This window comes from Chelatococcus sambhunathii, assembly GCF_001418005.1.
In the GTDB taxonomy this organism is placed as follows: domain Bacteria; phylum Pseudomonadota; class Alphaproteobacteria; order Rhizobiales; family Beijerinckiaceae; genus Chelatococcus_A; species Chelatococcus_A sambhunathii.
The window spans coordinates 58,131-81,130 of sequence record NZ_LIOL01000014.1; the positions used below are offsets into that span (position 1 = coordinate 58,131).

At 63.5% G+C, this 23,000-nt stretch carries 27 protein-coding genes and 1 pseudogene; 18 read left to right on the top strand and 10 right to left on the bottom strand.

The window, feature by feature from the left end; all coding sequences use genetic code 11:
• Positions 1 to 11 precede the first annotated feature (11 nt).
• The 6 genes from ASC46_RS21760 to ASC46_RS18870 all read right to left on the bottom strand — a co-directional run bounded on the left by ASC46_RS21760 (position 12) and on the right by ASC46_RS18870 (position 2,811).
• On the bottom strand, positions 12 to 212 hold the full coding sequence (locus ASC46_RS21760) for a DUF6511 domain-containing protein (RefSeq protein ID WP_245280628.1): 201 nt from the start codon (positions 210 to 212) through the stop codon (positions 12 to 14).
• Between the two features lie 140 nt (positions 213 to 352).
• On the bottom strand, positions 353 to 607 hold the full coding sequence (locus tag ASC46_RS18850; RefSeq protein ID WP_055460845.1) for a hypothetical protein: 255 nt from the start codon (positions 605 to 607) through the stop codon (positions 353 to 355).
• Between the two features lie 8 nt (positions 608 to 615).
• Positions 616 to 1,386, bottom strand: a complete 771-nt coding sequence (locus tag ASC46_RS18855; RefSeq protein WP_055460846.1) for a hypothetical protein — start codon at positions 1,384 to 1,386, stop codon at positions 616 to 618.
• Positions 1,387 to 1,475: 89 nt separating this feature from the next.
• On the bottom strand, positions 1,476 to 2,321 hold the full coding sequence (locus ASC46_RS18860; protein ID WP_055460847.1) for an ATP-binding protein: 846 nt from the start codon (positions 2,319 to 2,321) through the stop codon (positions 1,476 to 1,478).
• A complete protein-coding gene (locus tag ASC46_RS18865) occupies positions 2,321 to 2,593 on the bottom strand; it encodes a helix-turn-helix transcriptional regulator (RefSeq protein ID WP_245280629.1) in 273 nt (90 codons plus the stop codon). The genes ASC46_RS18860 and ASC46_RS18865 overlap by 1 nt, the downstream gene beginning before the upstream one ends.
• Complete coding sequence (locus ASC46_RS18870) at positions 2,590 to 2,811, bottom strand: hypothetical protein (RefSeq protein WP_055460848.1); 222 nt, start codon at positions 2,809 to 2,811, stop codon at positions 2,590 to 2,592. The genes ASC46_RS18865 and ASC46_RS18870 overlap by 4 nt, the downstream gene beginning before the upstream one ends.
• A 117-nt stretch (positions 2,812 to 2,928) precedes the next feature.
• On the opposite strand from ASC46_RS18870, the gene ASC46_RS18875 reads away from it, so the two are divergent.
• From ASC46_RS18875 to ASC46_RS20995, 3 genes are all read left to right on the top strand, one after another.
• On the top strand, positions 2,929 to 3,645 hold the full coding sequence (locus ASC46_RS18875; RefSeq protein ID WP_055460849.1) for a S24 family peptidase: 717 nt from the start codon (positions 2,929 to 2,931) through the stop codon (positions 3,643 to 3,645).
• A 252-nt stretch (positions 3,646 to 3,897) separates the two neighbouring features.
• Complete coding sequence (locus ASC46_RS18880) at positions 3,898 to 4,134, top strand: hypothetical protein (RefSeq protein WP_055460850.1); 237 nt, start codon at positions 3,898 to 3,900, stop codon at positions 4,132 to 4,134.
• Between the two features lie 3 nt (positions 4,135 to 4,137).
• Positions 4,138 to 4,659 (top strand): thermonuclease family protein, encoded by a 522-nt coding sequence (locus ASC46_RS20995; protein ID WP_072249598.1) that lies wholly within the window; start codon positions 4,138 to 4,140, stop codon positions 4,657 to 4,659.
• Here ASC46_RS20995 and ASC46_RS18885 read toward each other — a convergent pair.
• Both ASC46_RS18885 and ASC46_RS21000 read right to left on the bottom strand, forming a co-directional pair.
• The gene (locus ASC46_RS18885; RefSeq protein WP_055460851.1) at positions 4,656 to 5,825 is read right to left on the bottom strand and encodes a tyrosine-type recombinase/integrase; all 1,170 of its coding nucleotides are present in this window, start codon (positions 5,823 to 5,825) and stop codon (positions 4,656 to 4,658) included. The two genes, ASC46_RS20995 and ASC46_RS18885, sit on opposite strands and share 4 nt — an antisense overlap.
• A gap of 308 nt (positions 5,826 to 6,133) precedes the next feature.
• Positions 6,134 to 6,328 carry a hypothetical protein gene (locus ASC46_RS21000; RefSeq protein WP_210166020.1) on the bottom strand — a complete coding sequence of 65 codons (195 nt, stop codon included), beginning with the start codon at positions 6,326 to 6,328 and terminating at the stop codon, positions 6,134 to 6,136.
• A gap of 111 nt (positions 6,329 to 6,439) precedes the next feature.
• Here ASC46_RS21000 and ASC46_RS18890 point away from each other — a divergent pair, with 111 nt between their 5' ends.
• The 15 genes and pseudogenes from ASC46_RS18890 (at position 6,440) to ASC46_RS18965 (ending at position 21,630) form a co-directional block, all read left to right on the top strand.
• Positions 6,440 to 7,165 (top strand): GntR family transcriptional regulator, encoded by a 726-nt coding sequence (locus tag ASC46_RS18890; RefSeq protein WP_055460852.1) that lies wholly within the window; start codon positions 6,440 to 6,442, stop codon positions 7,163 to 7,165.
• Positions 7,149 to 8,351 carry a homocitrate synthase/isopropylmalate synthase family protein gene (locus ASC46_RS18895; protein ID WP_082464907.1) on the top strand — a complete coding sequence of 401 codons (1,203 nt, stop codon included), beginning with the start codon at positions 7,149 to 7,151 and terminating at the stop codon, positions 8,349 to 8,351. The genes ASC46_RS18890 and ASC46_RS18895 overlap by 17 nt, the downstream gene beginning before the upstream one ends.
• Positions 8,352 to 8,385: 34 nt before the next feature.
• The gene (locus ASC46_RS18900; protein ID WP_072249600.1) at positions 8,386 to 8,964 is read left to right on the top strand and encodes a cysteine hydrolase family protein; all 579 of its coding nucleotides are present in this window, start codon (positions 8,386 to 8,388) and stop codon (positions 8,962 to 8,964) included.
• Between the two features lie 43 nt (positions 8,965 to 9,007).
• On the top strand, positions 9,008 to 9,799 hold the full coding sequence (locus ASC46_RS18905) for an enoyl-CoA hydratase/isomerase family protein (protein WP_055460855.1): 792 nt from the start codon (positions 9,008 to 9,010) through the stop codon (positions 9,797 to 9,799).
• A gap of 31 nt (positions 9,800 to 9,830) precedes the next feature.
• A complete protein-coding gene (locus ASC46_RS18910) occupies positions 9,831 to 12,239 on the top strand; it encodes a xanthine dehydrogenase family protein molybdopterin-binding subunit (protein ID WP_055460856.1) in 2,409 nt (802 codons plus the stop codon).
• On the top strand, positions 12,236 to 13,117 hold the full coding sequence (locus tag ASC46_RS18915) for an FAD binding domain-containing protein (protein ID WP_055460857.1): 882 nt from the start codon (positions 12,236 to 12,238) through the stop codon (positions 13,115 to 13,117). Before ASC46_RS18910 ends, ASC46_RS18915 begins: the two co-directional genes overlap by 4 nt.
• Positions 13,107 to 13,619, top strand: a complete 513-nt coding sequence (locus ASC46_RS18920) for a (2Fe-2S)-binding protein (protein ID WP_082464908.1) — start codon at positions 13,107 to 13,109, stop codon at positions 13,617 to 13,619. Before ASC46_RS18915 ends, ASC46_RS18920 begins: the two co-directional genes overlap by 11 nt.
• Before the next feature lie 2 nt (positions 13,620 to 13,621).
• Positions 13,622 to 14,824 (top strand): annotated as a pseudogene (locus ASC46_RS18925) (ABC transporter substrate-binding protein).
• Between the two features lie 54 nt (positions 14,825 to 14,878).
• Positions 14,879 to 15,745: a branched-chain amino acid ABC transporter permease gene (locus tag ASC46_RS18935; RefSeq protein WP_055460860.1), complete on the top strand. Its 867-nt coding sequence runs from the start codon at positions 14,879 to 14,881 to the stop codon at positions 15,743 to 15,745.
• Positions 15,742 to 16,734 carry a branched-chain amino acid ABC transporter permease gene (locus tag ASC46_RS18940; protein ID WP_055460861.1) on the top strand — a complete coding sequence of 331 codons (993 nt, stop codon included), beginning with the start codon at positions 15,742 to 15,744 and terminating at the stop codon, positions 16,732 to 16,734. Before ASC46_RS18935 ends, ASC46_RS18940 begins: the two co-directional genes overlap by 4 nt.
• Positions 16,731 to 17,465: an ABC transporter ATP-binding protein gene (locus ASC46_RS18945; RefSeq protein WP_055460862.1), complete on the top strand. Its 735-nt coding sequence runs from the start codon at positions 16,731 to 16,733 to the stop codon at positions 17,463 to 17,465. Before ASC46_RS18940 ends, ASC46_RS18945 begins: the two co-directional genes overlap by 4 nt.
• Positions 17,462 to 18,187, top strand: coding sequence for an ABC transporter ATP-binding protein (locus ASC46_RS18950; protein WP_210166021.1), 726 nt, complete (start codon positions 17,462 to 17,464; stop codon positions 18,185 to 18,187). The genes ASC46_RS18945 and ASC46_RS18950 overlap by 4 nt, the downstream gene beginning before the upstream one ends.
• 32 nt (positions 18,188 to 18,219) lie before the next feature.
• Positions 18,220 to 19,785 carry an acyl-CoA synthetase gene (locus tag ASC46_RS18955; protein WP_055460863.1) on the top strand — a complete coding sequence of 522 codons (1,566 nt, stop codon included), beginning with the start codon at positions 18,220 to 18,222 and terminating at the stop codon, positions 19,783 to 19,785.
• A complete protein-coding gene (locus ASC46_RS18960; protein WP_072249602.1) occupies positions 19,782 to 20,513 on the top strand; it encodes an SDR family NAD(P)-dependent oxidoreductase in 732 nt (243 codons plus the stop codon). Before ASC46_RS18955 ends, ASC46_RS18960 begins: the two co-directional genes overlap by 4 nt.
• A gap of 7 nt (positions 20,514 to 20,520) precedes the next feature.
• The gene (locus ASC46_RS18965) at positions 20,521 to 21,630 is read left to right on the top strand and encodes a zinc-dependent alcohol dehydrogenase (RefSeq protein WP_055460865.1); all 1,110 of its coding nucleotides are present in this window, start codon (positions 20,521 to 20,523) and stop codon (positions 21,628 to 21,630) included.
• Here the strand turns inward: ASC46_RS18965 and ASC46_RS21920 are convergent.
• Positions 21,614 to 21,925 (bottom strand): aromatic-ring hydroxylase C-terminal domain-containing protein, encoded by a 312-nt coding sequence (locus tag ASC46_RS21920; RefSeq protein ID WP_342585603.1) that lies wholly within the window; start codon positions 21,923 to 21,925, stop codon positions 21,614 to 21,616. The two genes, ASC46_RS18965 and ASC46_RS21920, sit on opposite strands and share 17 nt — an antisense overlap.
• A gap of 760 nt (positions 21,926 to 22,685) precedes the next feature.
• On the bottom strand, positions 22,686 to 23,000 hold a 315-nt coding region (locus ASC46_RS21765; protein ID WP_245280630.1), incomplete at its 5' end, for an integrase core domain-containing protein.

Sequence of the window (23,000 nt, forward strand, 5' to 3'; positions counted from 1 at the left end):
CTGACGCGACCTCAGAATGGAATGTCGTCGTTGAGCGCGATGCGGCCCATCGCCTCGCGAAACCCGTCGACGCAGGCCTCGATGATCCGGTCGATCTCTGCGGCGGTGCGATGCTCGAACGCCGGCATCAGCCCGAGGTCCTGGATCACTTCGGCAAAGACCGCGCGCGTCTCCTTGATCGCGCGGGCTTCGGCTTCCGTCTTGTCGATCATTCCGTTGGTCCTCTTTGCGATCGCGGTGCCGGCCTCCTGGCAGCCGCGTGAACAGAATGCGAAGGTCGGAAAGCGATCCGGCCTCAGAAGGTGCGTGTAGAAGAAGCCTCGCGCTGCGCGGCCGCAGATCCGGCATGCCCTCAGCCCAGGAGCAGCGTCGAGAGCTTCCGCGACTCGGGCGCGTCGGGCCGTTCCGCGATCCGCTGCGACGCGAGCACGATCCAGCGGCTCGTCGCGGCTTCCGCGATGCACTGAAGCTCCAAGAAGGTCAGGCTGCGGATTGGCCGATCCAGGCGAACCGAGCCTTCGAGCCATTCGCCAACGGCCCTTGCGCATTCCGCCCTCACGTGATCGAGCCAGGCATCATCGGCATTGGGCTCGCGCGACTTTGCCATCGCCTCCCTCACTCGTTCAGCCAGGCAGGCCCGGGCTTGCGCGCCGGGACGGCTCCGGGCGGCACCGGTTGCCCCACAGGCGCCCCCGTCGTGGGCGCCTGACGCGGAGCCGGCGCATTCACGGGAACGGTTGCGGCGGGTGCCGGTTGCCCTTGTGGACTCGGGTGGCCGGAAGCCGGTGACGCGCTCTGCCATGCCGGCGACTGCGGGGCAGGCGTAGCGCCCGGGCGCTGACCCGTTGCCTTGCGCCGCGCACCCGGCTTTGGCGCTACGAATTCGCCTGCCATGACTTTCGCCCATTCGGGGCGCTCGCGCGTGATCGCGGCGTCGAGCTCGCTGCGCCCTTCTTCGTCCGTCGTGATCTTTGCAACGAAAAGGAGGTTGTTGAGATCGTAGAAGCCGTTGATGCGGCGCTTGGCCTGCGCTGCCGGGCTTTCGTCCTTGGGATCGAGTCCGTGGGCGGAATCGAGGATCGATCGCAGCGCGGACTTCGTGATCTTCCGGCCGATCGAGACGCCCTGCTCGTCGACCTTGCCGCCCGAGACGACGAAGCGGCGCCAGAACTTGCGGCGGGCGAACGGGCCTTCGAGGATCGTGAACTCGCAATCGAGCTGGATGACGTCGGAGCCCTCAGCGCGGGACGCGGTGAGCAGCCCGCGGTCGATCGGGCTCTCGCCGTCGAGGCCGCCGGGGCGGATGGTCATCATCACCTTGGCGAAGGTGCCGTCCGGAATGGGTTCATTGGGCTTTGCGGGATCGACGCCGTTGAAGTCGAGCATGGGATTGTCCTCGGTTGATTGTGGGCACGCAGGGTCCCGTTCTGCGCGGCGAGCGCGCAGCCGGGCATGGTTTGAATCGTTGAGCGACGTCAGCCGGGAGCCGGGCTTCCGCGCGGCTTGTTCGCCTTCGTGAGCACCGCCATCAGGTTCGGCGCCTCCGTCTCTTCGAGATTGCCGGATCGATCCTTTGCCGGCAGACCCCAAGGGTTTCCCGAGCGGCACACGAGCCGGCGCTCGGCCCCATTGACTGGATTATGCCGCCAGCCGTCGCCATCGCGGTCGAACAGCGACAGCGTCATCACCTGGTCGACGATGCCCGGAAGCTCGCGCGCGGCCTTGCTGCCTTCCATCTGCGGCTGGAATGTCTCGCGATTGAACTCGTCGACAACGCGTTCCAGGATTCCGACGAAGATGACGGTCTTTCCCGGCGCATGCTGCAGATGCTTGAGGAGACCGATGGTCTCGCGCGCGAGCAGGCCATAGGCGCCGCGCGTGTCGGGCTTGCCGGTGCGCTCCGAGAACGCCTCGGGACGCGTCTTCGACCACGCCATTGCCTGCCGCGTCAGATCGGTGATCGAATCGACGAACACGTAGCGCTTTGCCGCCAGCATGCGCGCGAGATCGGGATATTCGCGGCTGACGTGCTCGTAATGCGCACCTGAGAGAAATCCGCTGGCGTCCGCCGCGGGATCGATGCCGCCGACGAGGCAGGCGATATCGGCCGCGTCCTTGAAGGTGCGCACGGGAATCGAGTCGCCGCCCCAGCCCTGGAGGGATTTCATGCCGGCCTCGAGATCGATGACGATGGTTTCGGCAGGCGGCAAGGTGCGGGCGAGGGAGGTCTTGCCCACGCCGGCGGGGCCGAAGATCGCGACGGTGGTCTTCGCGTTGGCGACCGCCAGGCGTTCGTCGGCGGTGACGATGCGCAGTGCCATTACGCGCCTCCCGTCATGTTCGCGCCAGGGCGATCGCTTTGACCGAAGGACGGCTTGCGTGTGGGCAAAAGGGGGACTTCGGCAGTACTTGCGCGAGCCTGCTGTGCTTCGAACGCCTCGATGTCTTCGAGACGGTAGACAACCCGGCCACCGATCTTCAGGTAGCGCGGTCCCTGGCCGAGCCAGCGCCACCGCTCCAGCGTGCGCGGCGAGATGCTCCAGCGGCGCGAAAGCTCGATCTGATTGAGGTGTTTGATCGGGCGGTCGTTCATGCAGACCTCCTCTGGCGATGCCGTTTGCGTTCGGTCGCCTCGAACTCCGCCATGAAGGCGAGGACCTTGTCGGCGGTCGCGAGCGTCGGCGATCGGCCCCGGCGCAGGCCCAACACAAACGAGGGATCGCCGACCGCCTGGCGGCCGAACTCGGTCGGCTTGAAGTCGTGGGCGGCGAGAAACGCCTCTACCTGCTCGCGAAATTGGCTGCTGATCATGGGCGAAGCTGCCTGCGAATGCACGCTTTGGTAGGAATTAGAAAATCGCAAGCGGCCTATTGCGTCAATTGGAAAAGATTGTTAATTTCCTATCCAATCGATTCAAGGAGATGACCCATGAACCTCGATCCCGTACGGACGCGGGTCCTCAAGCTGATCGAGGATCGCGACACCGACCTGAAGAATGCGTCGCTCAAGATCGGCAAGAACGCTGCCTACCTGCACCAGTTCATTTTTCGCGGAACGCCGAAGGTGCTGCCGGAGGATGTGCGACAGCCATTGGCGGAGTTTCTTGGCGTGGACGAGGACTCGCTGCGACACCGGCGCGTGCCGCCGCGCAAGCCGCGCTCGAAGGTGCCCGCGTATGGCGACGATGTCGGCGTCGCCCCAGTGCCGGCGTCCCGCGTGCCGGACGCCTTCATCGGAATTCCCGAGATCGACGTGCGCGCGTCGGCGGGGCCCGGTGCCTTCCATGAGGGCCTCGAGGAAACCAAGGTGACGTGGCTATTCCCCGAGGCGATCGTGCGCCACGAATTCCGGGCACCACCGAACGAGCTCCGGATGATCACGGTCGACGGCGACTCGATGGAGCCCTTGCTGTCGAGCGGCGACCGAATCCTGATCGACACCAGCCAACGCGTGCCGGTGCCGCCTGGCATCTTCGTGATCTGGGACGGCATGGGGCTCGTGGCAAAGCGCGTCGAGCACATCCCCAACTCGGATCCGCCCAAGGTGCTCATCAAATCCATCAATCCGGAATACCAGGCCTACGAACGGATCGCCGAAGAGGTGAATGTCGTCGGCCGGGTCGTCTGGCTCGCGAGGCGGGTCTGATCGATCTCAGCGGAAGCGCACGAAAGGCAAACCGATGACTCGTCCGGCGTCAGGTCCTCACTTTTGCACACGTGGCCGGCACTGGGCGCCTCGCGAGCAGTTCAGATTGCGCGCACCCGGTTGACTGCATTCGTGGTGTGCCGACTGCAAGCGCGCATATGACCGTGTGAAAGTGGCTCGCAAACGGCGCGCGGCACGAGCAGCGCTCCCACCCTCGGGCGCAGTTGCCGAATATGTGACGAGCAGCCTCTGATGAACCCGACCGTATTGAACACCATAAAATGGATCGGAACCGGTGCCGGTGTATCTGGCGCCTTCCTGATCGCGCTCAATCTCGGAATAGTCGGATACGGATTCGCGCTCTTCCTCGTCTCGTCCTCGCTTTGGCTCGCTGCGGCTGTGGCTCAGCGGGAAACGAGCCTGATCGTTCTGCAGGGCACGTTCACGGCCATCAACGTGCTTGGACTCACGCGCTGGATGGGGAATTGAGACATGCAAGAGAACTGGCTCCGCGCAGCGCTGATTGCCGCCATCCTCCTGATCGCGGGTCCTATCTGGGGCGAGGACTTTCGGATTACCGGTATCGCCAAGGTGATTGATGGAGACACGATTGAGATTCGTGGCGTACGCATTCGGCTGTTCGGAATCGATGCGCCGGAAGGCGCACAAGATTGCGGACGCGCTGACGGGACGCGATGGAACTGTGCTCAACAGGCCACTTCGGCTCTTGAAAATTACCTACGGGCCCGTCCGGTCGTTTGCGTTAGGCGCGACGTCGATCGCTATGGCCGACTGGTCTGCCAATGCACCGTCTCGGGCGTCGACGTAAACGCTTGGCTGGTCCGCAATGGATGGGCGGTCGCCTACACCCTGTACTCCCGCGATTACGTCAGAGAGGAAGCGGAGGCGCGTGCCGCGCGCCGCGGAATCTGGTCGGGGGATTTGGTGATGCCGTGGGAGTGGCGACGAGGGCAGCGACCCTTACGAACTAACGTTCATTCAGGAGGGGATTAGGCCGCAGCTTGGCCGTTTAAGCTATTGGCGATTTCCTGAGCGACCTGATCGGCTGCGAGCTTCACAGGGTCGGCCGCGAGATGGGCGTATCGCGCAGTCGTTTGAACTTGCGTGTGCCCGAGTAGTTTGCCAATCATTGGCAGACCTTGCCCTGCTGCGACGGCGGTGGATGCGAAAGTGTGCCTCAGATCGTGAATGCGAACCTCTTTAAGACCGGCACGCGCCCGCACGCGTTGCCAGAAGGGCTGCAGATCATATAGCGGCGCTCTGGGCAATGTTCCGGTAATCACCCAAGGATTATCTTCGATGCGTTTGATCGCGGTCAGCACGTCGAGAGCTGGTTGACCAAGGTGTATGATTTTCGCCCCCGTCTTGGAGTCTGGGAGGCGAAGGGCTCGACCAGAGAAATCGATATACTCCCATTTCAGTCGCATGATTTCGCCGAGACGGCATCCCGTTAGCATCAGCAATCGGACTGCCGCAATTGCTGACGCTAGCTCGATACCCTCCATCTCCATTTCTCGCAACACCTCACCAACGCGGCGAAGCTCGCTGGCGCTCAGGAAACGTTCGCGTTTCTCCTCGGGGTATTTCTTGATGTGCCTGCGTGGGTTCGTGCCGTCGGGCCGCAGGCCCCACATCTCAGCAAGGTTGAACATCTTGGAGATAATCTCCAAGCAACGGTTTGCGTCATAGGGGATGTGGCGCATGTCATGATGCAGCTTCGCGATGTCGGCGCGGGTCACTTCGGTGACGCGGTGATGACCGAGGGTGGGCAGAATGATGCGCTCGATCATCCGCCGATAGCCCCTGGCCGTGCTCTCTTTGAGCCGTACGCTGATGTGTTCCCGGTCAAAACGATCAGCCAATTCAGCAACTGTCAGAGCGTCCCGATCGGCATCCCGCTTTGCGGCGGGATCCTCGCCGTTCCGGGCGGCCGCAATGATCGTGATCGCGCGAGTGCGCGCCTGTTCGCAGGTCAGCACACTGCTTGGGCCGAGACTGATCCGCCGTGGCCGGCGCCCAGCGCGATATTGGACAACGAAGCCCTTCCGACCGCTTGGTAGAACACGAAGTCCAAAGCCCGGCACCTCGTCGTCCCACAGGAAATATTCAGAGGTGTTTGCCTTTACAGCTTCGACGATACGCTTGGTAAGTTTCGGCATGGTACAGAGCGGCTGAACGGAATCCTCCGCAAGACCGGAGCGCTGGGCTCTCGTAAGAAAGCTGCAACCCCCAATAGAAGTCAACTAAACCATTGGGAAAACAAAGGAAAAAAGTATTTATGCGCGCGCAATCGCAGTTCTAAGCGGTGTCTGGGATTCCTGGCGGTTTCCGAGGATTATTGGCTCGCCGCACGCTCTGACAGCTTAGCTTGCAGGTGCGGATGGCTGCGGGGCCTCGGTCACGCAATTCTTCCGGCATTACGTAAGCAGCGAGAATGTATTTTGACCCAAGGTAGCTATTGGTCTTGCTAAATGCTGCGCTCGGGTGACGTGATCGTGTTCACTAGCAGCATCGTGACAGTCATCGGTCCAACGCCGCCGGGAACAGGCGTGACATGCGAGGCCTTTTGCCGAACACCCGCGAAATCAACATCCCCAACAAGCTTCCCGTCAGGCAGCCGATTGATGCCGACATCGATCACAACCGCTCCAGTCTTGAACATCTGAAGTAGGATGAGTTCGGCTTACCGGCCGCCACCACCACCACCACCAGAACGTCCGCAAGAATGGTGAGGGGTTTACGCCGTTGTATGTAGTATGCTAGATACCGCAATATGCAACGCGTTCAACGTACACCATCCCTGCGCGATCAGGCGCTCTCGCAGCTGCGCAAGGCGATCGTGACCGGCCAGCTAGCGCCCGGGTCCCTACATTCCGAGCAGACCATCGCGGCGCGCCTCGGCCTTTCCCGCACGCCCGTCCGCGAGGCTCTGCTCCAACTCGCCGGCGAAGGATTGATCGTCTTCCTACCGAACCGCGGCGCGCGGATCGTCGATCTCGATGCGACGCATCTTGCGGAGGTGCTCCAGTTCCGCGCGGCCATCGAGGGATGCGGCGCCTCGCGCATGGCCGCCAATCCCGACCCCAAGCGCATCGCCAGGCTTGAGGCGGAGTTGAAGCGCCAGCGCTTGATCATCAAGAACGGCGAGCGTCTGCGGTGGGTCGATGCCAATGCGGATTTTCACGCCATTCTTGCCGAGGCTTCGGAAAATCGCCTGATGATCGAGGCATTCGGGCCGCTGGCGAGCCACACCAAGCGCCTCGGCTACCGCATGAACCATCGCGCGCAGCGGATGCGGGAATCGCTCGACGAGCATTCGGCCATCGTCGACGCGATCCGTCGTGGCGACGTTGATCGCGCGCGGACGATGGCCGAAGAACACCTCTACGTGACGACGGTGCTGATGAAGCAGCTCTTCACGGACTTAGGTATCGGCACGGCCGAGGGTGTCGGATCAGGACTGAAGAAAAAGCGTGGACGTAATGCAAAATCGGGATAACAAGAAGCTTTGGGAGACCAGCCCGTTTAGCGACGAGGCGCATCACGGGTCGCGCTTCCCGCAGATGGTGCGTGTTGCCGATTGCACGCTTCGCGACGGCGAGCAGCAGGCTGGGATCGTCTTCACCAAGCAGGACAAGGTCGACATCGCGCATGCGCTTGATCGCTTGGGCGTCTATGAGATCGAAGCGGGTACGCCAGCCTCCTCGGACGAGGATCGTCAGGCGATCGAGGAGATCGCCGGGGCGGGCCTGAAGGCGAAGATCAGCGCCCTGGCGCGCGGCCGGCGGGACGACATCGACCTAGTCGCCAAAACGGGCGCCTATGCGGCGCGCCTGAGCATGCCGATCAGCGCGATCCAGCGGGTCAACAAGCTCAAGCTGGGCGACGAGGAATATCTCAAGCTCGCGCGCGAGATGACCGAATACGCCAAGGAGCGCGGCCTCGCGGTCATCTTCAGCCCTTACGATACGACGCGCTCCGAGCTTCCCCTGCTGCGCCGCCTGCTTGAGCAGTTCAACAGGGACAAGACCGTGGATCGGGTGCGCATCGTCGACACCACGGGCTGCGCCACGCCGCAGATCATCGGATTTCTCGTTCGGGAAATGAAGAAGGTGACGGATATCCCGATCGAAATCCATTGTCACGACGATTTCGGATTGGCCGTGGCGAACACCATCGCAGGCGTCCAGCAGGGCGCCGAATATATCTCCGTTACCGTCAACGGCATCGGCGAGCGCAGCGGAAATGCCTCGCTGGAGGAAACCGCGCTGGCGCTCAAGGTCCTGTATGGCGTGGACTGCGGGCTCGACATGTCGAAGTTCGTCGAGGTCTCGCGTCTGGTTGAAGAGCGGTCCGGCATCACGCTGCAGGCGCATAAGGCGGTGGTCGGCCGCGGCGCATTCTCGCATGAGTCCGGAATGGTGGTGGCGGGCTTGCTGAAAGAGCCCTTCACCGCGGAAAGCTACGTGCCGGAGCTTGTCGGGCAGAAGCGCGACGTTGTTCTTGGCAAGAAGTCCGGCGTTGCCTCGGTCGACGCCAAGCTCAAGCAGATGGGGATCGCGGTTCCAAGCGAGGTGCTGCCGGACATCCTGAAGAAGATCAAGGAAGAGGCGGTGCGAACCAAGCGGCCTGTCAGCGACAGCCGCCTGCGCGAGCTCGTCGGCGCGTCGGCCGTATCGCCTTGAAGGTGTGTGAAAAAAGAAGGAAGAGGTCCTCGCCGTGAACGGTACCGCATTACTCGTGTGCGATGTTCAGAACGATCTGGTCGACCCCAAGGGCAAGGTGGGTGCCGGCGGTCTCGCAAAAATAGTCGCCGAGCGTAACCTGTTGTCCAACCTGAAGGCGCTGATCGCCAGCGTTCGCGGCAAAGGCTGGCCGGTCGTCTATGTCGGCCTCGGCTATCGCGAAGATTATCAGGACGTCCTCAGCGTTGCGCCGCGCATCGCCAAAGCCCGCGAGAGCAAGGTGGCGGTGCGGGGAGAGTGGGGCGCCGAATTTCATCCCGATATCGCGCCGCAGGCCGGCGATATCGTCTTCTACAAGCAATGGGTCAATCCGTTCTTCGGCACGCCGTTGCTGGAGTGGCTGCGCCGCAACGGCGTCGGCAGCCTCCTGATCGCGGGAACCGCGACCAACCTCGTCGTCGAGAGCGCCGCCCGCTATGCGGACGATGCCGGCTTCGCCGTCTCGGTCGTCGAGGATTGCTGCGCCAGCCCGAACCCGGCCTGGCACGAATTCGCCGTGACGCAGATTCTTCCGGTATTCGGGAAAGTCATTTCCTCGAAAGAGATCAAGTAGACGCGCGCACTGGGCGCGACACGAATAGCAAGGAACAGCGACAATGGCTTTCGAGTACAAGTCCGAGAATCTTCGCTTTGAGATCGACAAGGACGCACCAATCGGCCGGCTTTTCATCAACCGGCCCGGGAAGCTGAACGCAATCACCATGCGCATGCGCGCGGAGATCGTGCGCTTCTTCGACATGATCGAGGAGGACGACCGCGTCCGCGTCGTCATCATTCGGGGCGTCTCGGAAGGCAAGGGGTTCAGCGCCGGCGGCGATATCCCGCAATTTGTCGATGTCCCGCCGCGTCAGCTCGCCAATCTCGCCTATTCGATGTCGGCGCCCGAACGCCTGTCCAAGCCGACCATCGCCGTGATCGACGGCCACTGCTATGGCGGCGGCCTCGAATTTGCCTGCTCCTGCGATTTCCGCATTGCCACGCCGGCGGCGCGTTTCGCCTTTCCGGAAATCACGCTGGGCGCGCTTCCCGGCTCCGGCGGAACGCAGCGCGCCGTCCGTCTGATGGGCGTCGGCCGGGCCCGGGCCATGGTGCAGACCGGCCGGCCGATCACCGCCGAGAGGGCGGAGATGTGGGGGCTCGTGACCTGGCTCTATCCGGCCGACCAGGTCGAAAAGGAGGTCAACGACCTCGCGCTGCATCTCTCCAAGCTGTCGCCGCTTGCGTCGTCTTTCGCCAAGCAGGTGGTGTCGCACGCGCCGGATACCTCGCTGGCCGGCGGCTTCCAGATGGAGGGCAAAGCCATGACCGTGCTCTGCCAGATGGAGGATTTCCGCGAAGGCGTGAACGCCTGGAAGGAAAAGCGCCCGGCGAATTTCAAGGGCCGCTGACCGAAAGGAACGGATCGAAAGGAAGCCGAAGTTGCAGATCGACCGGCCATTTCCCCAGATCGAAGGGCGCCTGGAGGACGCGCGCCTGCTCTTTGGGCGTGGTCGCTATATCGACGATCTGCCGGTCGGTCCGAGCACGCTTCACGCGGCGTTCACGCGCAGCCCCTATGGGCACGCGACGATAGCCGGCATCAACAAGGATGCCGCGCTGGCGGTCGACGGCGTGGTTGCGGTCTATACCGCGGCGGATCTCGGGGCTGTGCTCGATCCGTTCCCAAGCATTGTGCGCGGCGCGCCGGAGTATCGCGGCATCGCAACCGGCAAGGTCCGCTATGTCGGCGAGCCGGTCGCGGTCGTCTTGGCGCGCGATCGCTATGCGGCGGAGGACGGCGTTTCGGCGCTCGACATCGCCTACGAGGCGCTGCCGGCCGTCGTTGATGTCGACGCGGCCGCCGCAGAGACGGCGCCGCTGCTGCACGACGATTTCGGTACGAATGTGGTCTGGAGAAACCGATATCGTTACGGCGATCCCGAGACGGCATTCCGCGAGGCGGATCGCATCGTCGGCATCGATCTGAAGTTTCCGAAGTACAACTCGACGCCGCTCGAGACCTATGGGGTGATCGCGGAATATCTGCCCGAGACCGACGGCTATGTGATCCACGGCAACTTCCAGGGGCCGTTTTCGCTGATGCCGGTGCTGGCGCGGGCGCTGCGCGTGCCGGATTCGCGCATCCGCATGGTGGTGCCGCAGGACATCGGCGGAAGCTTCGGCATCAAGGCGATGATCTACCCCTATATGGGGCTGATCGCCGCTTGCGCCCGGCTCGCCGAGCGCCCGGTGAAATGGATCGAGGATCGCGCCGAGCACCTTCTCGGCAGCGCCAGCGGCACTGACCGCAACTCGCACATCGAGGCGGCCGTGTCCCGCGACGGCCTTGTCCGCGCGATACGCATGAATATCCGCGAGAACGTCGGCGCGTATCTGCGCGCTCCCGAGCCGTCGTGCGTCATGCGGTCTCTGACGACGTTCTCCGGACCTTATCGCATCGAGAGCGGCGAGATCGAGGCAGCCTGCGTGCTGACCAATACGCTGCCGACGGGATTGAACCGCGGTTACGGCGGACAGCAATATATGTTCTCGCTCGAGCGCCTGATGGATGCGATCGCGCGCGAAACCGGCATCGATCGCATCGAGGTGCGGCGCCGCAATTTCCTGAAGGCGGCGGAGTTTCCCTACCGCACCACGACCGGCAGCTATTACGACAGCGGTGACTACCACGGCTGCCTCGAGCGGGCGCTGGATTATCTTCGCAACGAAGGCTGGGAAAGGATGCGCGAGGAGCTGCGCGCCAGCGGCCGCCTTGTTGGCATCGGGGTGGCGACCTGCGTCCACTCCGCCGCTTCGAATATCGGCTATGTGACGCTGGCGCTGTCGCCCGAAGAGCGCGCCAAGCGAGGATACAACGCCAAGTCGGGGACCAACGATTTCGCTCATATCGCGCTTGACGCCTCGGGCCGCCTGCGCGTGCAGATCGGAACCGCGGGCGCCGGGCAGGGTCATGCGACGGCCGTGGCGCAGATCGTGGCGCGCGAATTCGGCCTTGGCGTGCGCGATATCGATGTCATCGATCGTATCGATACCGAAACGACGCCCTGGACGATCACCACCGGCACCTATGCCAGCCGGTTCTCGGTCGTGGTCGGCGGAGCGGTTCAGCGCGCGGCGGCGCGACTCGCGGATCATCTGCGCATCATCGCGTCCTCTCTCCTCGATGCTCCGCCCGATCAGATCGACATCGAAGAGGGCATGATCAGGGTAAGGAACAGCAACAGCTCCCTGTCGCTGCGCCAGCTCGCCGGGGCCGCGCAATGGAATCGCGGCGATCTGCCTGACGATGTGGTGCAGCTCCATGTGAGCGAGAGCTACGGCGCGCCGAATCTGCGGTCGCCGGATTCCGAGAACAGGGTCAATGCCGCCGCCACCTACGGCTTCATGGCGGATTTCGCGATGGTCGAGATCGACCCGGTCACGTTTGTCCCGCGCGTCCTCAAATATATCGCGGTTCACGATGTCGGCACCGCGATCAATCCGCAGCTCATTCGCGGCCAGATCGCGGGCGGCATTGTTCATGGCCTGGGCGGCGCGCTGTACGAGCATCTCGACTACGACGAGAGCGGGCAGATGATGTCGGCCTCGTTCATGGACTATCTGTGCCCGACGGCGTCCGAAGCGCCGCAGATGTCGATCGACCATTTCGACGCGAAATCTCCGTTCACCGTGCTCGGCGTCAAGGGTTGCGGCGAGAACAGCGCGATGTCGGCTCCGGCCGCGATCGCCAGCGCGGTGGACGACGCCCTGTCGGAATTCAACGGGTCGATCGCGGAGCTGCCGGTGACCCCGCCGGCCATCTGGCGGCAGGTGGCGGGTGCATCATGAAGCCTGCGCCCTTCAAATATATCGAGGTTGCCGACGAGGAGGCGCTGACGTCGGCGCTCGCGGACTATGGCGATGATGCCCGGCTCCTGGCGGGCGGGCAGAGCCTGGTTCCGATGATGAATTTCCGGGTGGTGTCGCCTGAGGTCGTCATCGATCTCAACCGTGTCGGCGCGCTCAGCTACATCGACTGTCGGGACGATGTCTGCCGGATCGGTGCGCTGACGCGGCACGCGATGATCGAGGATTCCGATCCGCTCTCCCGCCGCTGTGCGCTGCTCGGTCAGGCAGTCCGTAACGTCGCGCATCGCGCGGTCCGCAATCGCGGAACGACGGGAGGCACGCTTGCGCTCGCTTATCCCGGCGCGGAGATTCCGCTCGCGCTGATGACGCTGGATACGGACATCATCCTCCGCTCGAAGAGGGGCGAGCGGCGGCTCGGCATGAAGGATTTCGTCCTCGGCGCGCTCGATACCAGCCTCTCCGGCGACGAGTATATTCGTCAGGTCGAAATCAGGATGCCGCCTCCCGGCAGCGCGGCAAGCTTCGTCGAGACGTCGCGGCGCCATGGCGATTTTGCGATTGCGGCCGCCGCGGTCGTCGCCGCGCGCGACGATCACGGGCGGCTTGACTATCTGCGGGCGGGCGTCGCCGGCGGGACCGGCGCGCCTGTCCGTCTGACGGCGCTTGAGGAGGCTTTGAGCGGCGACGATCCCGACGACGGCCGCATGGCCGACAGCGTCCACGAAGCAATCGCTGCGATCGAGGTGTTCGGCGACCACCACTATCCCGAGGATTTCCGGCGTCATGTTCTCAAGGGCGTGCTTCAGCGTGCCTTGAAAGACGCCATTGTTGGTTCGGAGCGGCGCCATGTTCGGTGAGCGCATCGCTCTCGACCTTGAGGTCAACGGCAAGCCCCTTTCCGGGGTCGCGGAGCCGAGGACGCTGTTGTCGGATTTTCTGCGGCACAATCTCGGCTTCACCGGCGTCCATGTCGGCTGCGAGCACGGCGTTTGCGGCGCCTGCACCGTGCTGCTGGACGATCAGCCGGTGCGCTCCTGCCTGATGTTCGCGGTGCAGGCGCGCCATCATAGCATCACCACCATCGAGGGCCTCGCGAAAGGCGGCGAGATGCATCCGGTGCAGGACGCGTTTCGCCGGCATCACGGCCTGCAGTGCGGCTTCTGCACGCCGGGCATGGTGCTGACGGCGGTCGACCTCATCCAGCGCGAGCCCGATCCGAGCGAGCGCAGCGTGCGGGAGGGAATGTCGGGGAATCTGTGCCGGTGCACGGGATACGAGGGCATCGTTCAGGCCGTGCTGGCCGCTGCCAAGGACTTGAAACGGCAATCACAAAGCAACCGAACGGAGGAGACACAATGACCATGAAAACCCGAGGGCTGACCCGTCGTACCCTGCTGGCGTCGGGAACGGCGGCTGCCGGACTCTCTCTCGCGCCGACGGGCGTTTTCTCGCCCGCCATCGCCCAGGCGAAGCCGCTGCGCATCGGCGTCTTGGCGCCGCTGTCCGGCGTCTATGCCAGCCTCGGCATGAACAAGACCAACGGCATCAAGATGTTCTTCACCGAGCAGAACATGTCCGTTGAGGGAACCAAGATCGAGCTGGTGATCGAAGACACCGAAGCCAAGCCGCAAGAGGGACTGCGAAAGGCGCGGAAGCTCGTCGAGCAGGACAATGTCGACGTTCTTCTCGGCGTCATTTCCAGCGCGATCGGCTATGGCCTGAAGGAATACGTAAACCGCGCCAAGAAGGTGTGGGTCACGACGGGTGCCGCGGCCGACGGAATCTTCAAGAAGGCCAACAACAACCCGTATGCGTTCCGCTCGAGCCTCAGCGTCTATCAGGCCAACGAGCCGATGGGTACGTGGATGGCGGAGAAGGGGTTCAAGAGGGTCTTCGTCACCGGGCCGGACTACGCGATGGGCCGCGAGGCGATCGTGGCTTTCGAGAAGACGTTCAGGGCCAAGGGCGCCGAGCGCGTCGGCGAGGTCTATGCGCCTCTCGGCACCAATGATTTCGCGCCGTATCTCACCGAGATCAAGCGCGTGAACCCGGACGTCGTCTATGCCTCCTATGCCGGCAGCGACGCGGTGCGCTTCGTGCAGCAGTTTGCGGCGTTCGGCCTGCAGAATTCCATCAAGCTCGCGGGTTACGGCTATCTCGCCGAGGAGGATACGTTCGAGGCGCAGGGCGCGGCGGCCGTCGGCGTTTATTCGGCCCTGAATTGGGCTTACGGCATCGATACGCCGGCCAACAAGACGTTCGTCGCCAACTACCGGAAGACCTAGAACGCCATTCCGACGGTGGATTCCGTCGCGGGCTATGTCGGCGCGCAGGTGGTGTGGAACGCGTTCAAGAAGCTGGGCGGAAAGGTTCCGGACCAGGAGGCGCTCAGCAAGGCGGTGCTCGAAACCAAGATCGACACGCCGCGCGGGCCCATCAGCTTCGACCCGGACACGCGGAACGTCATCCAGAACATCTACATCCGCGAGGCTGTCAAGGACGGCAACGAGATCCACAACAAGGTTCTCGCCACCTTCGAAGCCGTCCGCGATCCCGGCGTCTGATCTTGCATCCGGCATCCGCCCACCGGCGGATGCCGGCCACACCGGAATTCCACCGTGCTTGATTTTCTGATCGCGCAGACGCTGAACGGGCTGGTCTACAGCATGCTGCTGTTCCTGCTCGCTTTGGGTCTCAGCCTGACATTCGGCATGTTGCGCGTCATCAATCTCGCGCACGGTGCCTTCTATCTGATGGGCGCCTATTTCGGCCTGACGGCCTGGAATCTGACCCACAGCTTCTGGGCGGCCATCATCGTGGCAACCGTCGGCGCGGCCATCGTCGGAATGCTGCTCGAGCGGTCATGGCTGCAGCGGTTCTACGTTCGCAACGAGCTCGACCAGGTCATCCTGACATTCGGGTTCGCCCTGGTATTTGCCGACATCATGAAGATGCTGTGGGGGAAGGACATCCACAGCATCCCGGTGCCGCCGCTGCTGTCGGGCGCGGTGCATATCGCAGGCACCTATTTCCCCGCCTACCGGCTGATCCTGGTCGGCGTCGGAGTCGCGCTGTTCGTGGCGACCTGGCTAGCCATCGAGAGGACCAGGACCGGCGCCTTGATCCGCGCCTCGGTTGCGGACCGGGTGATGGTGAGCGGGCTCGGGTTCAATATCCGCCTGCTCTTCACCTATGTGTTCGGCTTCGGCACCGCGATCGCCGGCCTTGCCGGCGTCCTCGGGGCACCGATCACCGGCATTTATCCCGGCCTGGATTTCGAGGTCCTGATCACTACTCTGATCGTGGTCGTGGTCGGCGGTCTCGGCAACATTTCGGGCGCGTTCTGGGCGGCGCTGCTGATCGGTCTCGCCGAGACCTACGGCAAGGCGCTGTATCCCGCCGCCGCGAGCTTCATCATATTCGGCCTGATGGCTGCGGTGCTGTTGATCCGCGCCTGGGGACGTGACGAAGAGGATGTCGAATGACCGTAGCCGATGTCATCGTGCAACGGCGCTCCAAGCCATTCGTTGCCTTGCGTCTCTGGAGCGTGCTCGCTCTCATGATCGCGGCATTCGCTGCCGCGCCGTTTCTGGGCATGCCGCAGTTCGTCCAGGCGCTGGTCATCGAGATTCTTGTGTTCTCGCTGCTTGCGCTGAGCCTGAATGTCCTTCTCGGCTACACCGGGCTGGTCTCGTTCGGCCATGCGGCATTCTTCGGCATCGCCGGTTATGCCATCGGCATCATCGCCATCCATATCAGCACCGATATTCTGGTGACGTTCCCGCTTGCCGTACTGGTTGCGGCGCTTTGCGCCGTGCCGATCGGCTGGCTCTCGATCCGGCTGTCGGGATTCTATTTCCTGATGATCACGTTTGCGTTCGCGCAAATGGTGTTTGTGGCGGCGTTCCGGTGGAAGCCGGTGACCGGCGGCTCCGACGGAATGATCGTTCCGGGCGCGACGCTGTTCGGCGCGCCGATCCTCGGAAGCCGTGAATCGTTCTACTTCTTCGTGCTCGCGGTGTTTACGGTCTGCGCGGCGCTGCTTTACGCTATCGTGGTGTCGCGCTTCGGACGGACGCTGGTCGGCATTCGCGAAAGCACGCCGCGCATGCGGGCGCTCGGCTATAACGTCCGACGATACAAGCTCGCGGCCTTCGTCGTCGGAGCGACCTTCGGCGGCGTTGCCGGAGTCCTGAACTCGCTGTTCAACCTGTTCATCGCCCCGGAATCGGCGCACTGGACCCAATCGGCGCTCGTGCTGGTGATGGTCCTGATCGGCGGAGCCGGCTATTTCGTCGGCCCGATCATCGGTGCCACCATCGTTCTGCTACTGCAGCACTGGCTGAGTTCCTATACCGAATACTGGGGCCTTGTGCTTGGAATTCTGTTCATCGTCCTGATCACCGGCGCGCGCGAGGGCATCGCCGGCTTGGTGATGCAGGGCTGGAACCATCTGCGCGGAAAAGGGCCATGACGGCGGCTGTTCGGACGTCCAGGGTGTCGAAATCCTACGGGGCCTTCGTTGCCCTGAAGGACGTCGATCTTTCCGTCGAGCCCGGCGAGCGGCGCGCCATCATCGGACCGAACGGCGCCGGCAAATCCACGCTGTTCAGCATCATTGCGGGCCAGAAGCCGCCGACCTCCGGTTCGATCTTCATCGACGGCGCCGACATGACCGGCGCGCGCCCGGACCAGTTGTGGGCGAGGGGCCTCAGCCGCACGTTCCAACGCAATCAGCTGTTTCAGAACCTCACGGTCTGGGAGAACGTCGAGTTGGCTTGCGCGGCGCATCACCGCGGCCTGTTCAAGTCGGTTTCGAGAGATGCTCTCGACGACGAGATTGGCGGCGTCCTCGAGCGGGTCAATCTCCTGGGAAGCCACGACGTGCGGGTGGCCAATATGGCCTATGGCGAGCAGCGCCAGCTCGAGCTGGCGCTGGCGCTGGCTGGACGGCCGAGAATTCTCCTGCTCGATGAACCGACCGCGGGTATGTCTCCCGCCGAAACGCAGGCGATGCTGCGGATGATGATCGCGCTGCCGCGCGAGATCACCATCCTCATCGTCGAGCACGACATGGATGTCGTCTTCTCGCTCGCCGATCGCGTGATGGTGCTCAACCTCGGCGAGGTCCTGGCCGACGGCACCGTGCGCGAGATCCAGGGCAACAGGAATGTGAGCGAGGTCTATATGGGGAAGGCACTATGAGCGAGCCTCTGCTTTCGCTCAGCGGCGTCAATACCTATTATGGGGAAAGCCACATTCTCCATGATCTCGGCTTCGACCTGCGCAAGGGCGAGGTCGTCGGCATCCTGGGGCGCAATGGCGTCGGCAAGACCACGACGCTGCAGAGCATTCTCGGCATTCCCGCGCCGCGCAGCGGCGAGATTCGGTTCCGCGGCGAGACGATTTCCGGCTTGCCCACGCACGATATCGTCTCGCGCGGCGTCGGCTGGGTCCCCCAGGGGCACCGGATTTTTCCAACGCTGACCGTCGTCGAGAATATCGAGCTCGCGGCAGCCCGTTCCCGGCCCGGTTCCTGGACCGCCGAACGGATTTACGAGGCGTTCCCGCGCCTCCATACGCGCCGCGATGCGCGCGGCGGGTCGCTTTCCGGAGGTGAGCAGCAGATGCTCGCGATCGCGCGCGCTCTCGTGCAGAATCCGGAGCTCTTCCTGATGGACGAGCCGTCGGAAGGATTGAGCCCGCTGATCGTTCAGGAGATCGGCGCTCTGATCAAGCGGCTGAATGCCGAGGGAAACACCATCCTGCTGGTCGAGCAGAACCTGGCCTTCGCACTGAGCATCTCTCACCGCATTCTCATCATGGCGAAGGGAGCCATCGTCTATTCGGGCAAGCCGGACGATATCCGGGACGATCCGGACATCACGCACAGGTTCCTGGGAGTGGGGACAGCAGCGGCGGACTAGCCGCCGCTGTCGAAGAATTACGGAGTACGCATATGAACATCGGCTCGGTTCTGACCGATGCGGCGAAGGCTTCGCCTGAGCATATCGCCATCATCTACGGAGATCAGCGCCGCACCTACCGCGACTTCAATTCGCGCGCCAATCAGCTCGCCTCGCAGCTGCGCAAGATCGGGGTGCGCAAGGGCGATCGCGTTGCGATCCTTCAGAAGAACTGCCCGGAACTTCTCGAAACGATGTTCGCCACCTTCAAATGCGGTGCCGTCACCGTTCCGATGAATGCGCGTCTGCATCCCAAGGAGGCCGCCTATATCCTTCAGGATTCCAGCGCAAAGGTCCTGGTCTTCACCGAGGAGTTCAACGCCGGTCTCGAGACGATCCGTGCCGAGATCGCAAACGTACAAACCTTCATCGGTGTCGGCAAAGCGCCAAGCTGGGCGACACCCTACGAGGACTTCATCGCCGGCGGCGACGCCGCCGATCATGATGAAGCCTGCAGCAGCGACGATCTGGCCTGGCTGTTCTATACGTCAGGCACCACAGGCAAGCCGAAAGGCGCCATGGACAGCCACGGCAACCTGCGGTTCATGACCGAGCACTATCCGCGGGAAGTCTACCAGCTCAAGCCGGACGATATCGTCATGCATCCCGGGCCGTTGACGCACGGGAGCGGCTTGTGGGCCATCCCGATCACGGCAGGGGGTGGAACGCATCTCATTCCGCACGCGGCAAGCTTCGATCCCGACCACATCTTCGGTCTGATCGAAGAGCATCGTGTGACCAAGATCGCGTTCATCGCGCCGACGATGATCACGATGCTGCTCAACGCGCCGAATATCGGGAAATACGACCTCTCGTCGCTCCGGTTCATCGGTTATGGCGGCAGTCCGATGTATGTCGAGGACCTGAAGCGCGCCGTGAAGCAGTGGGGCCCGGTGCTCTGCCAGATCTATGGCCAGGGCGAGACGCCGATGACGATCACGATGCTCACGCCGGAAGACCACAGGATCGCCATGGAGAATCCGGAGCTGGAAAAGCGGCTCGCCTCGGCAGGACGCATCCGTGAGGATATCGAGATCGCCGTTCTCGACGATAACGACAGGCCGCTCGGCGATGAGCAGATCGGAGAAATATCGCTGCGCGGCGGCTGCGTGATGAAGGGCTACTGGAACAAGCCGGAAGCCACAGAAGAAGCCTTCAAGAACGGCTGGTATCATACCGGCGATCTCGGCAAGCGCGACAGCGACGGCTTCTATTATCTGCTGGATCGCAAGAAGGAGCTGATCATCACCGGCGGCGCCAATGTTTATCCGCGGGAGGTCGAGGAGGTGCTGCTGCTGCATCCCGGCGTGCTTGAGGTCGCGGTCATCGGCGTGCCGGATCGGCTGTGGGGAGAATCGGTGATGGCGGTGGTCAGGCCGCGCCCCGGCGCGAAGCCGACCGAGGAGGAGCTTCTCGACCTCTGCCGGCAGCATCTGTCGGGCTACAAGAAGCCGCGCTTCATCCGCTTCCAGGACGATTTGCCGAAGAGCGGCTATGGCAAGATCATGAAGCGGGAACTGAAAGCATCCATCATCGCCGAATTGCAGGCCGCGCCATGAGCCCACGCACAGCTATCATTACCGGAGCGGCAAGCGGCATCGGCCGGGAATGCACCCGGATGCTGCTCGCCGCCGGATGCAGCGTCGTCGCGATCGACCTGAAGGCCGAGGCGGTGCAGGCTGCGTTTCCGGACGCGGGTGATGCGTTGCGCGCGCTGTCCGCCGACATCGGCGACATCGCGCGGCTTCGCGAGACGGTGGACCGTGCCGTTGCCATGCTCGGCGGCGTCGACGCCTTGCTGCATTTCGCCGCGATCTGGACGGGAAAGACCTGGGACGAGACCGAGCCCGATGAATGGGAGCGTGTTCTCCGCATCAACGTCACCGGAACGTTCTTTCTCGCGCGTTACGTTGCCGAAAAGATGATCCCGAACGGGCGCGGTGCGATCGTGCTCACCGCCTCCGATTCCGCCAAGGTCGGCGGCGTCGCCGGCGGCCCGGCCTATGTGGCGTCGAAGGGCGCGGTCATCGGCCTGACCCATTCGCTGGCGAAGGCGCTCGGCCCGAAGGGCATTCGCGTGAACGCCGTCAATCCGGGCGTGGTGCGGACGCCGATGACCGCGGCGTGGCCGGCCGCGGTCAAGGACAAGGCGATCGAGCTCACGCCGCTCGGCCGCCTCGCGGAGCCGGACGACATCGCGAGCGTCGCCTGCTTCCTCGCCTCCGAGCAGGCCAAATTCGTCACCGGTGAGGTGGTCGAGGTCAACGGCGGGTTCTATTTCGATTGAGGTGCATATGCCGAAGGCCCTTGCCGCCGTCCTGGAATCGCCGCGGAATTTCCAGCTGCGCGAGTTCGCAATCCCGGAGATCGGCGAGGACGATGCCGTCCTGCGGGTGGAGGCCTGCGGGCTGTGCGGAACCGATTACGAGCAGTGGCTCGGTCATCTCAAGGACTGGGGCGGCGGCATGCCGATCATCCCCGGCCACGAGGTCATGGGGTTCATCGAGCGGATCGGGCCGCAGGCCGCAAAGCTCTGGAATGTGAAGGAGGGCGATCGGGTCGCGATCGAGCCCGTCATTCCCTGCGGTCATTGCGAGGATTGCGTGCAGGGCGCCTATACGCGCTGCCGATCCGACAAGGGATACGGACTCTATCAGAATATCCACGTCGCGCCTTCGCTGTGGGGCGGATATGCGACGCACCTCTATCTCCATCCGCGAACCATGGTGCACAAGCTTCCGTCGCAGGTGCCGACGGATGTCATGACCCTGTTCAACCCTCTGTCGAACGCGATCCGCTGGGTGTACGAGGCCGGCGGCGTCGGTCTTGGTTCAAGCGTGGTGATCGCGGGACCGGGACAGCGCGGCCTTCTCGCCGTCGCGGCCGCGAAGCGGGCGGGTGCCGCCACCATCATTGTCACGGGCACGACGCGGGACGGGGCGCGCCTTCAGCTTGCCGAACGGCTCGGCGCGACCGCGACCATCGACGTGCAGGCGGAAGACCCGGTAGAGCGGGTCATGGCTTTGACCGGAGGCAAGCTCGTCGACGTGGTGCTCGACGTGTCCGCGGGAGCGGTGGCGCCGGTCGTGCAGGCGATCGATATGGTCAAGCGAGGCGGGCGTATCGTGCTCGCCGGGCTCAAGGGACAGAACAAGTTGAACGACTTTCCCGTCGACAAGGTCGTCTTCCGGGAAATCGAGCTGGTCGGCGTGCTCAGCGCCGGGTGGCGGCCGACGGAACTTGCGATCCAGATGATCGGCGAGAGCGGTGCTGAGCTGCGCGCCCTCTGCTCGCATTCGTTTCCGCTGGAACAGGCCACGGATGCCGTGCGCTCTCTCGGACGCGAGAGCTCGGACGGCCGCGAGGCGGTGCACGTCACGCTATGCGTTAACGGTATCGGGTGACGTGACGGCGAAGGCAGGTTCGGGCTGCGACGCGACCCACGACCGTAGGACGCGGTTCGCCGCAGCCGGCGGCATCATTTTGAAATCCGGGAGGGCTTCGCGTCCCGGTCGGTGATGCGCCGAGTAAGGCGCGGGGCTGCTCCGGCCGGATCGTGCCGCGCCAAGCGACATGTTGGTCGGGCCGGATCAGCACAAAGGGCGCCTCATAGAGCTCGCGCAGCGCCCGATCCGGCTCGCTGACGACGGTGAGCGGCACGCCGAGCTCCCGCGCCTCGACGCGGGCGCGGTCCGGCATCGCAGCGTCGGCTTCGTCGAGGCCGAGGAGCGTGGAATCAGGGCCGAATGAATCGTAGAGTGCACGTCGACCTCAACGCTTGCAGAGGCGGTGAAAAATTGGCGGAAGGAGCAGCTCGGCACCTTGCGCAGCCAAGCGACTACCCGCGGCAACTTGCATGAACGTAAAACGGCGCGACTTTATTGTCGCAAGTCATCGGCAAAAGCTCGCCGCCAAGATGACGTGCCAAGATTTCTATTGAATGGTGGAATTCAATTGGCAGAATAGCGTGCCGGCGCTGACCGGAATCGCCTGCGGCAAAGCGTCCACGAAAGCGCTTATGTTTCCGGGTTTGACGGCGACGCCTTTGGAATCGCTTGGATGTTCTGCTTCCAGAACTTAAGCGTCGGGAATTCTGGAAGCACTGTGGAAGCAAGAGGGGAGGAACGGGCGCAACCTGGCGCGAAATACTGCGAAGGTGCAGAGTAGAAGAAATCCTCGGAACCGGCGGAAATGTCGGGCTAATTCGAAGACGTGCGAAAGTAATCGCAGTCGGTTGCCTTTAACTCATAACCTGAAGGTCGTAGGTTCAAATCCTACCCCCGCAACCAAAATTACGAAGCAATATCAACGGCTTCGACAAACGCCCCGGACTCGCGTCCGGGGCGTTCGCATGTTAACTCCGCAATACCTCCGCAAATCGGGGGCTGCTGCGGTGGAGTCCCTATCGTGGGCTCCCCACACCAACGGCGCTGTGACCTGCCCCCCGCCGGTCCCTCATTCATTGTGAGAGCCCAGGGGTTTGGTAGCTGATCTCCATCGCCGGCGGTAGCGGCCGGGCGGTGGAGCTGATTACGTTGCGCAACCGCCCGGCCGCGGGGTTCAGCCGCACGGCTTCGGGGGTAAGCCCGCCGTGCGCCGAGTGTGGGCGCACGTGGTTGTAGTCGAGCCGCCAGCGCTCGATCACGGCGCGGGCCTCGGCCAGATTGGCGAAGACCTCCTCGTTCAGACACTTGTCGCGCAGCTTGCCGTTGAAGCTCTCCACGAAGCCGTTCTGTTGCGGCTTGCCCGGCGCGATGTAGTGCCAGTCGACGCC

What these genes read in the sequence shown, in the direction of transcription:
- ASC46_RS18865 (WP_245280629.1), bottom strand. Translation starts at nt 2,593, where the DNA reads ATGAACGACCGCCCGATCAAACACCTCAATCAGATCGAGCTTTCGCGC.
- ASC46_RS21920 (WP_342585603.1), bottom strand. Translation starts at nt 21,925, where the DNA reads ATGCCGGACCGCGCCCGCGTCGAGGCGCGGGAGCTCGGCGTGCCGCTC.
- ASC46_RS21760 (WP_245280628.1), bottom strand. Translation starts at nt 212, where the DNA reads ATGATCGACAAGACGGAAGCCGAAGCCCGCGCGATCAAGGAGACGCGC.
- ASC46_RS18960 (WP_072249602.1), top strand. Translation starts at nt 19,782, where the DNA reads ATGAGCCCACGCACAGCTATCATTACCGGAGCGGCAAGCGGCATCGGC.
- ASC46_RS18965 (WP_055460865.1), top strand. Translation starts at nt 20,521, where the DNA reads ATGCCGAAGGCCCTTGCCGCCGTCCTGGAATCGCCGCGGAATTTCCAG.
- ASC46_RS18920 (WP_082464908.1), top strand. Translation starts at nt 13,107, where the DNA reads ATGTTCGGTGAGCGCATCGCTCTCGACCTTGAGGTCAACGGCAAGCCC.
- ASC46_RS18955 (WP_055460863.1), top strand. Translation starts at nt 18,220, where the DNA reads ATGAACATCGGCTCGGTTCTGACCGATGCGGCGAAGGCTTCGCCTGAG.
- ASC46_RS18895 (WP_082464907.1), top strand. Translation starts at nt 7,149, where the DNA reads ATGCAAAATCGGGATAACAAGAAGCTTTGGGAGACCAGCCCGTTTAGC.
- ASC46_RS18890 (WP_055460852.1), top strand. Translation starts at nt 6,440, where the DNA reads ATGCAACGCGTTCAACGTACACCATCCCTGCGCGATCAGGCGCTCTCG.
- ASC46_RS18885 (WP_055460851.1), bottom strand. Translation starts at nt 5,825, where the DNA reads ATGCCGAAACTTACCAAGCGTATCGTCGAAGCTGTAAAGGCAAACACC.
- ASC46_RS18905 (WP_055460855.1), top strand. Translation starts at nt 9,008, where the DNA reads ATGGCTTTCGAGTACAAGTCCGAGAATCTTCGCTTTGAGATCGACAAG.
- ASC46_RS18945 (WP_055460862.1), top strand. Translation starts at nt 16,731, where the DNA reads ATGACGGCGGCTGTTCGGACGTCCAGGGTGTCGAAATCCTACGGGGCC.
- ASC46_RS21000 (WP_210166020.1), bottom strand. Translation starts at nt 6,328, where the DNA reads ATGTTCAAGACTGGAGCGGTTGTGATCGATGTCGGCATCAATCGGCTG.
- ASC46_RS18850 (WP_055460845.1), bottom strand. Translation starts at nt 607, where the DNA reads ATGGCAAAGTCGCGCGAGCCCAATGCCGATGATGCCTGGCTCGATCAC.
- ASC46_RS18870 (WP_055460848.1), bottom strand. Translation starts at nt 2,811, where the DNA reads ATGATCAGCAGCCAATTTCGCGAGCAGGTAGAGGCGTTTCTCGCCGCC.
- ASC46_RS18950 (WP_210166021.1), top strand. Translation starts at nt 17,462, where the DNA reads ATGAGCGAGCCTCTGCTTTCGCTCAGCGGCGTCAATACCTATTATGGG.
- ASC46_RS18860 (WP_055460847.1), bottom strand. Translation starts at nt 2,321, where the DNA reads ATGGCACTGCGCATCGTCACCGCCGACGAACGCCTGGCGGTCGCCAAC.
- ASC46_RS18880 (WP_055460850.1), top strand. Translation starts at nt 3,898, where the DNA reads ATGAACCCGACCGTATTGAACACCATAAAATGGATCGGAACCGGTGCC.
- ASC46_RS18855 (WP_055460846.1), bottom strand. Translation starts at nt 1,386, where the DNA reads ATGCTCGACTTCAACGGCGTCGATCCCGCAAAGCCCAATGAACCCATT.
- ASC46_RS20995 (WP_072249598.1), top strand. Translation starts at nt 4,138, where the DNA reads ATGCAAGAGAACTGGCTCCGCGCAGCGCTGATTGCCGCCATCCTCCTG.
- ASC46_RS18940 (WP_055460861.1), top strand. Translation starts at nt 15,742, where the DNA reads ATGACCGTAGCCGATGTCATCGTGCAACGGCGCTCCAAGCCATTCGTT.
- ASC46_RS18875 (WP_055460849.1), top strand. Translation starts at nt 2,929, where the DNA reads ATGAACCTCGATCCCGTACGGACGCGGGTCCTCAAGCTGATCGAGGAT.
- ASC46_RS18915 (WP_055460857.1), top strand. Translation starts at nt 12,236, where the DNA reads ATGAAGCCTGCGCCCTTCAAATATATCGAGGTTGCCGACGAGGAGGCG.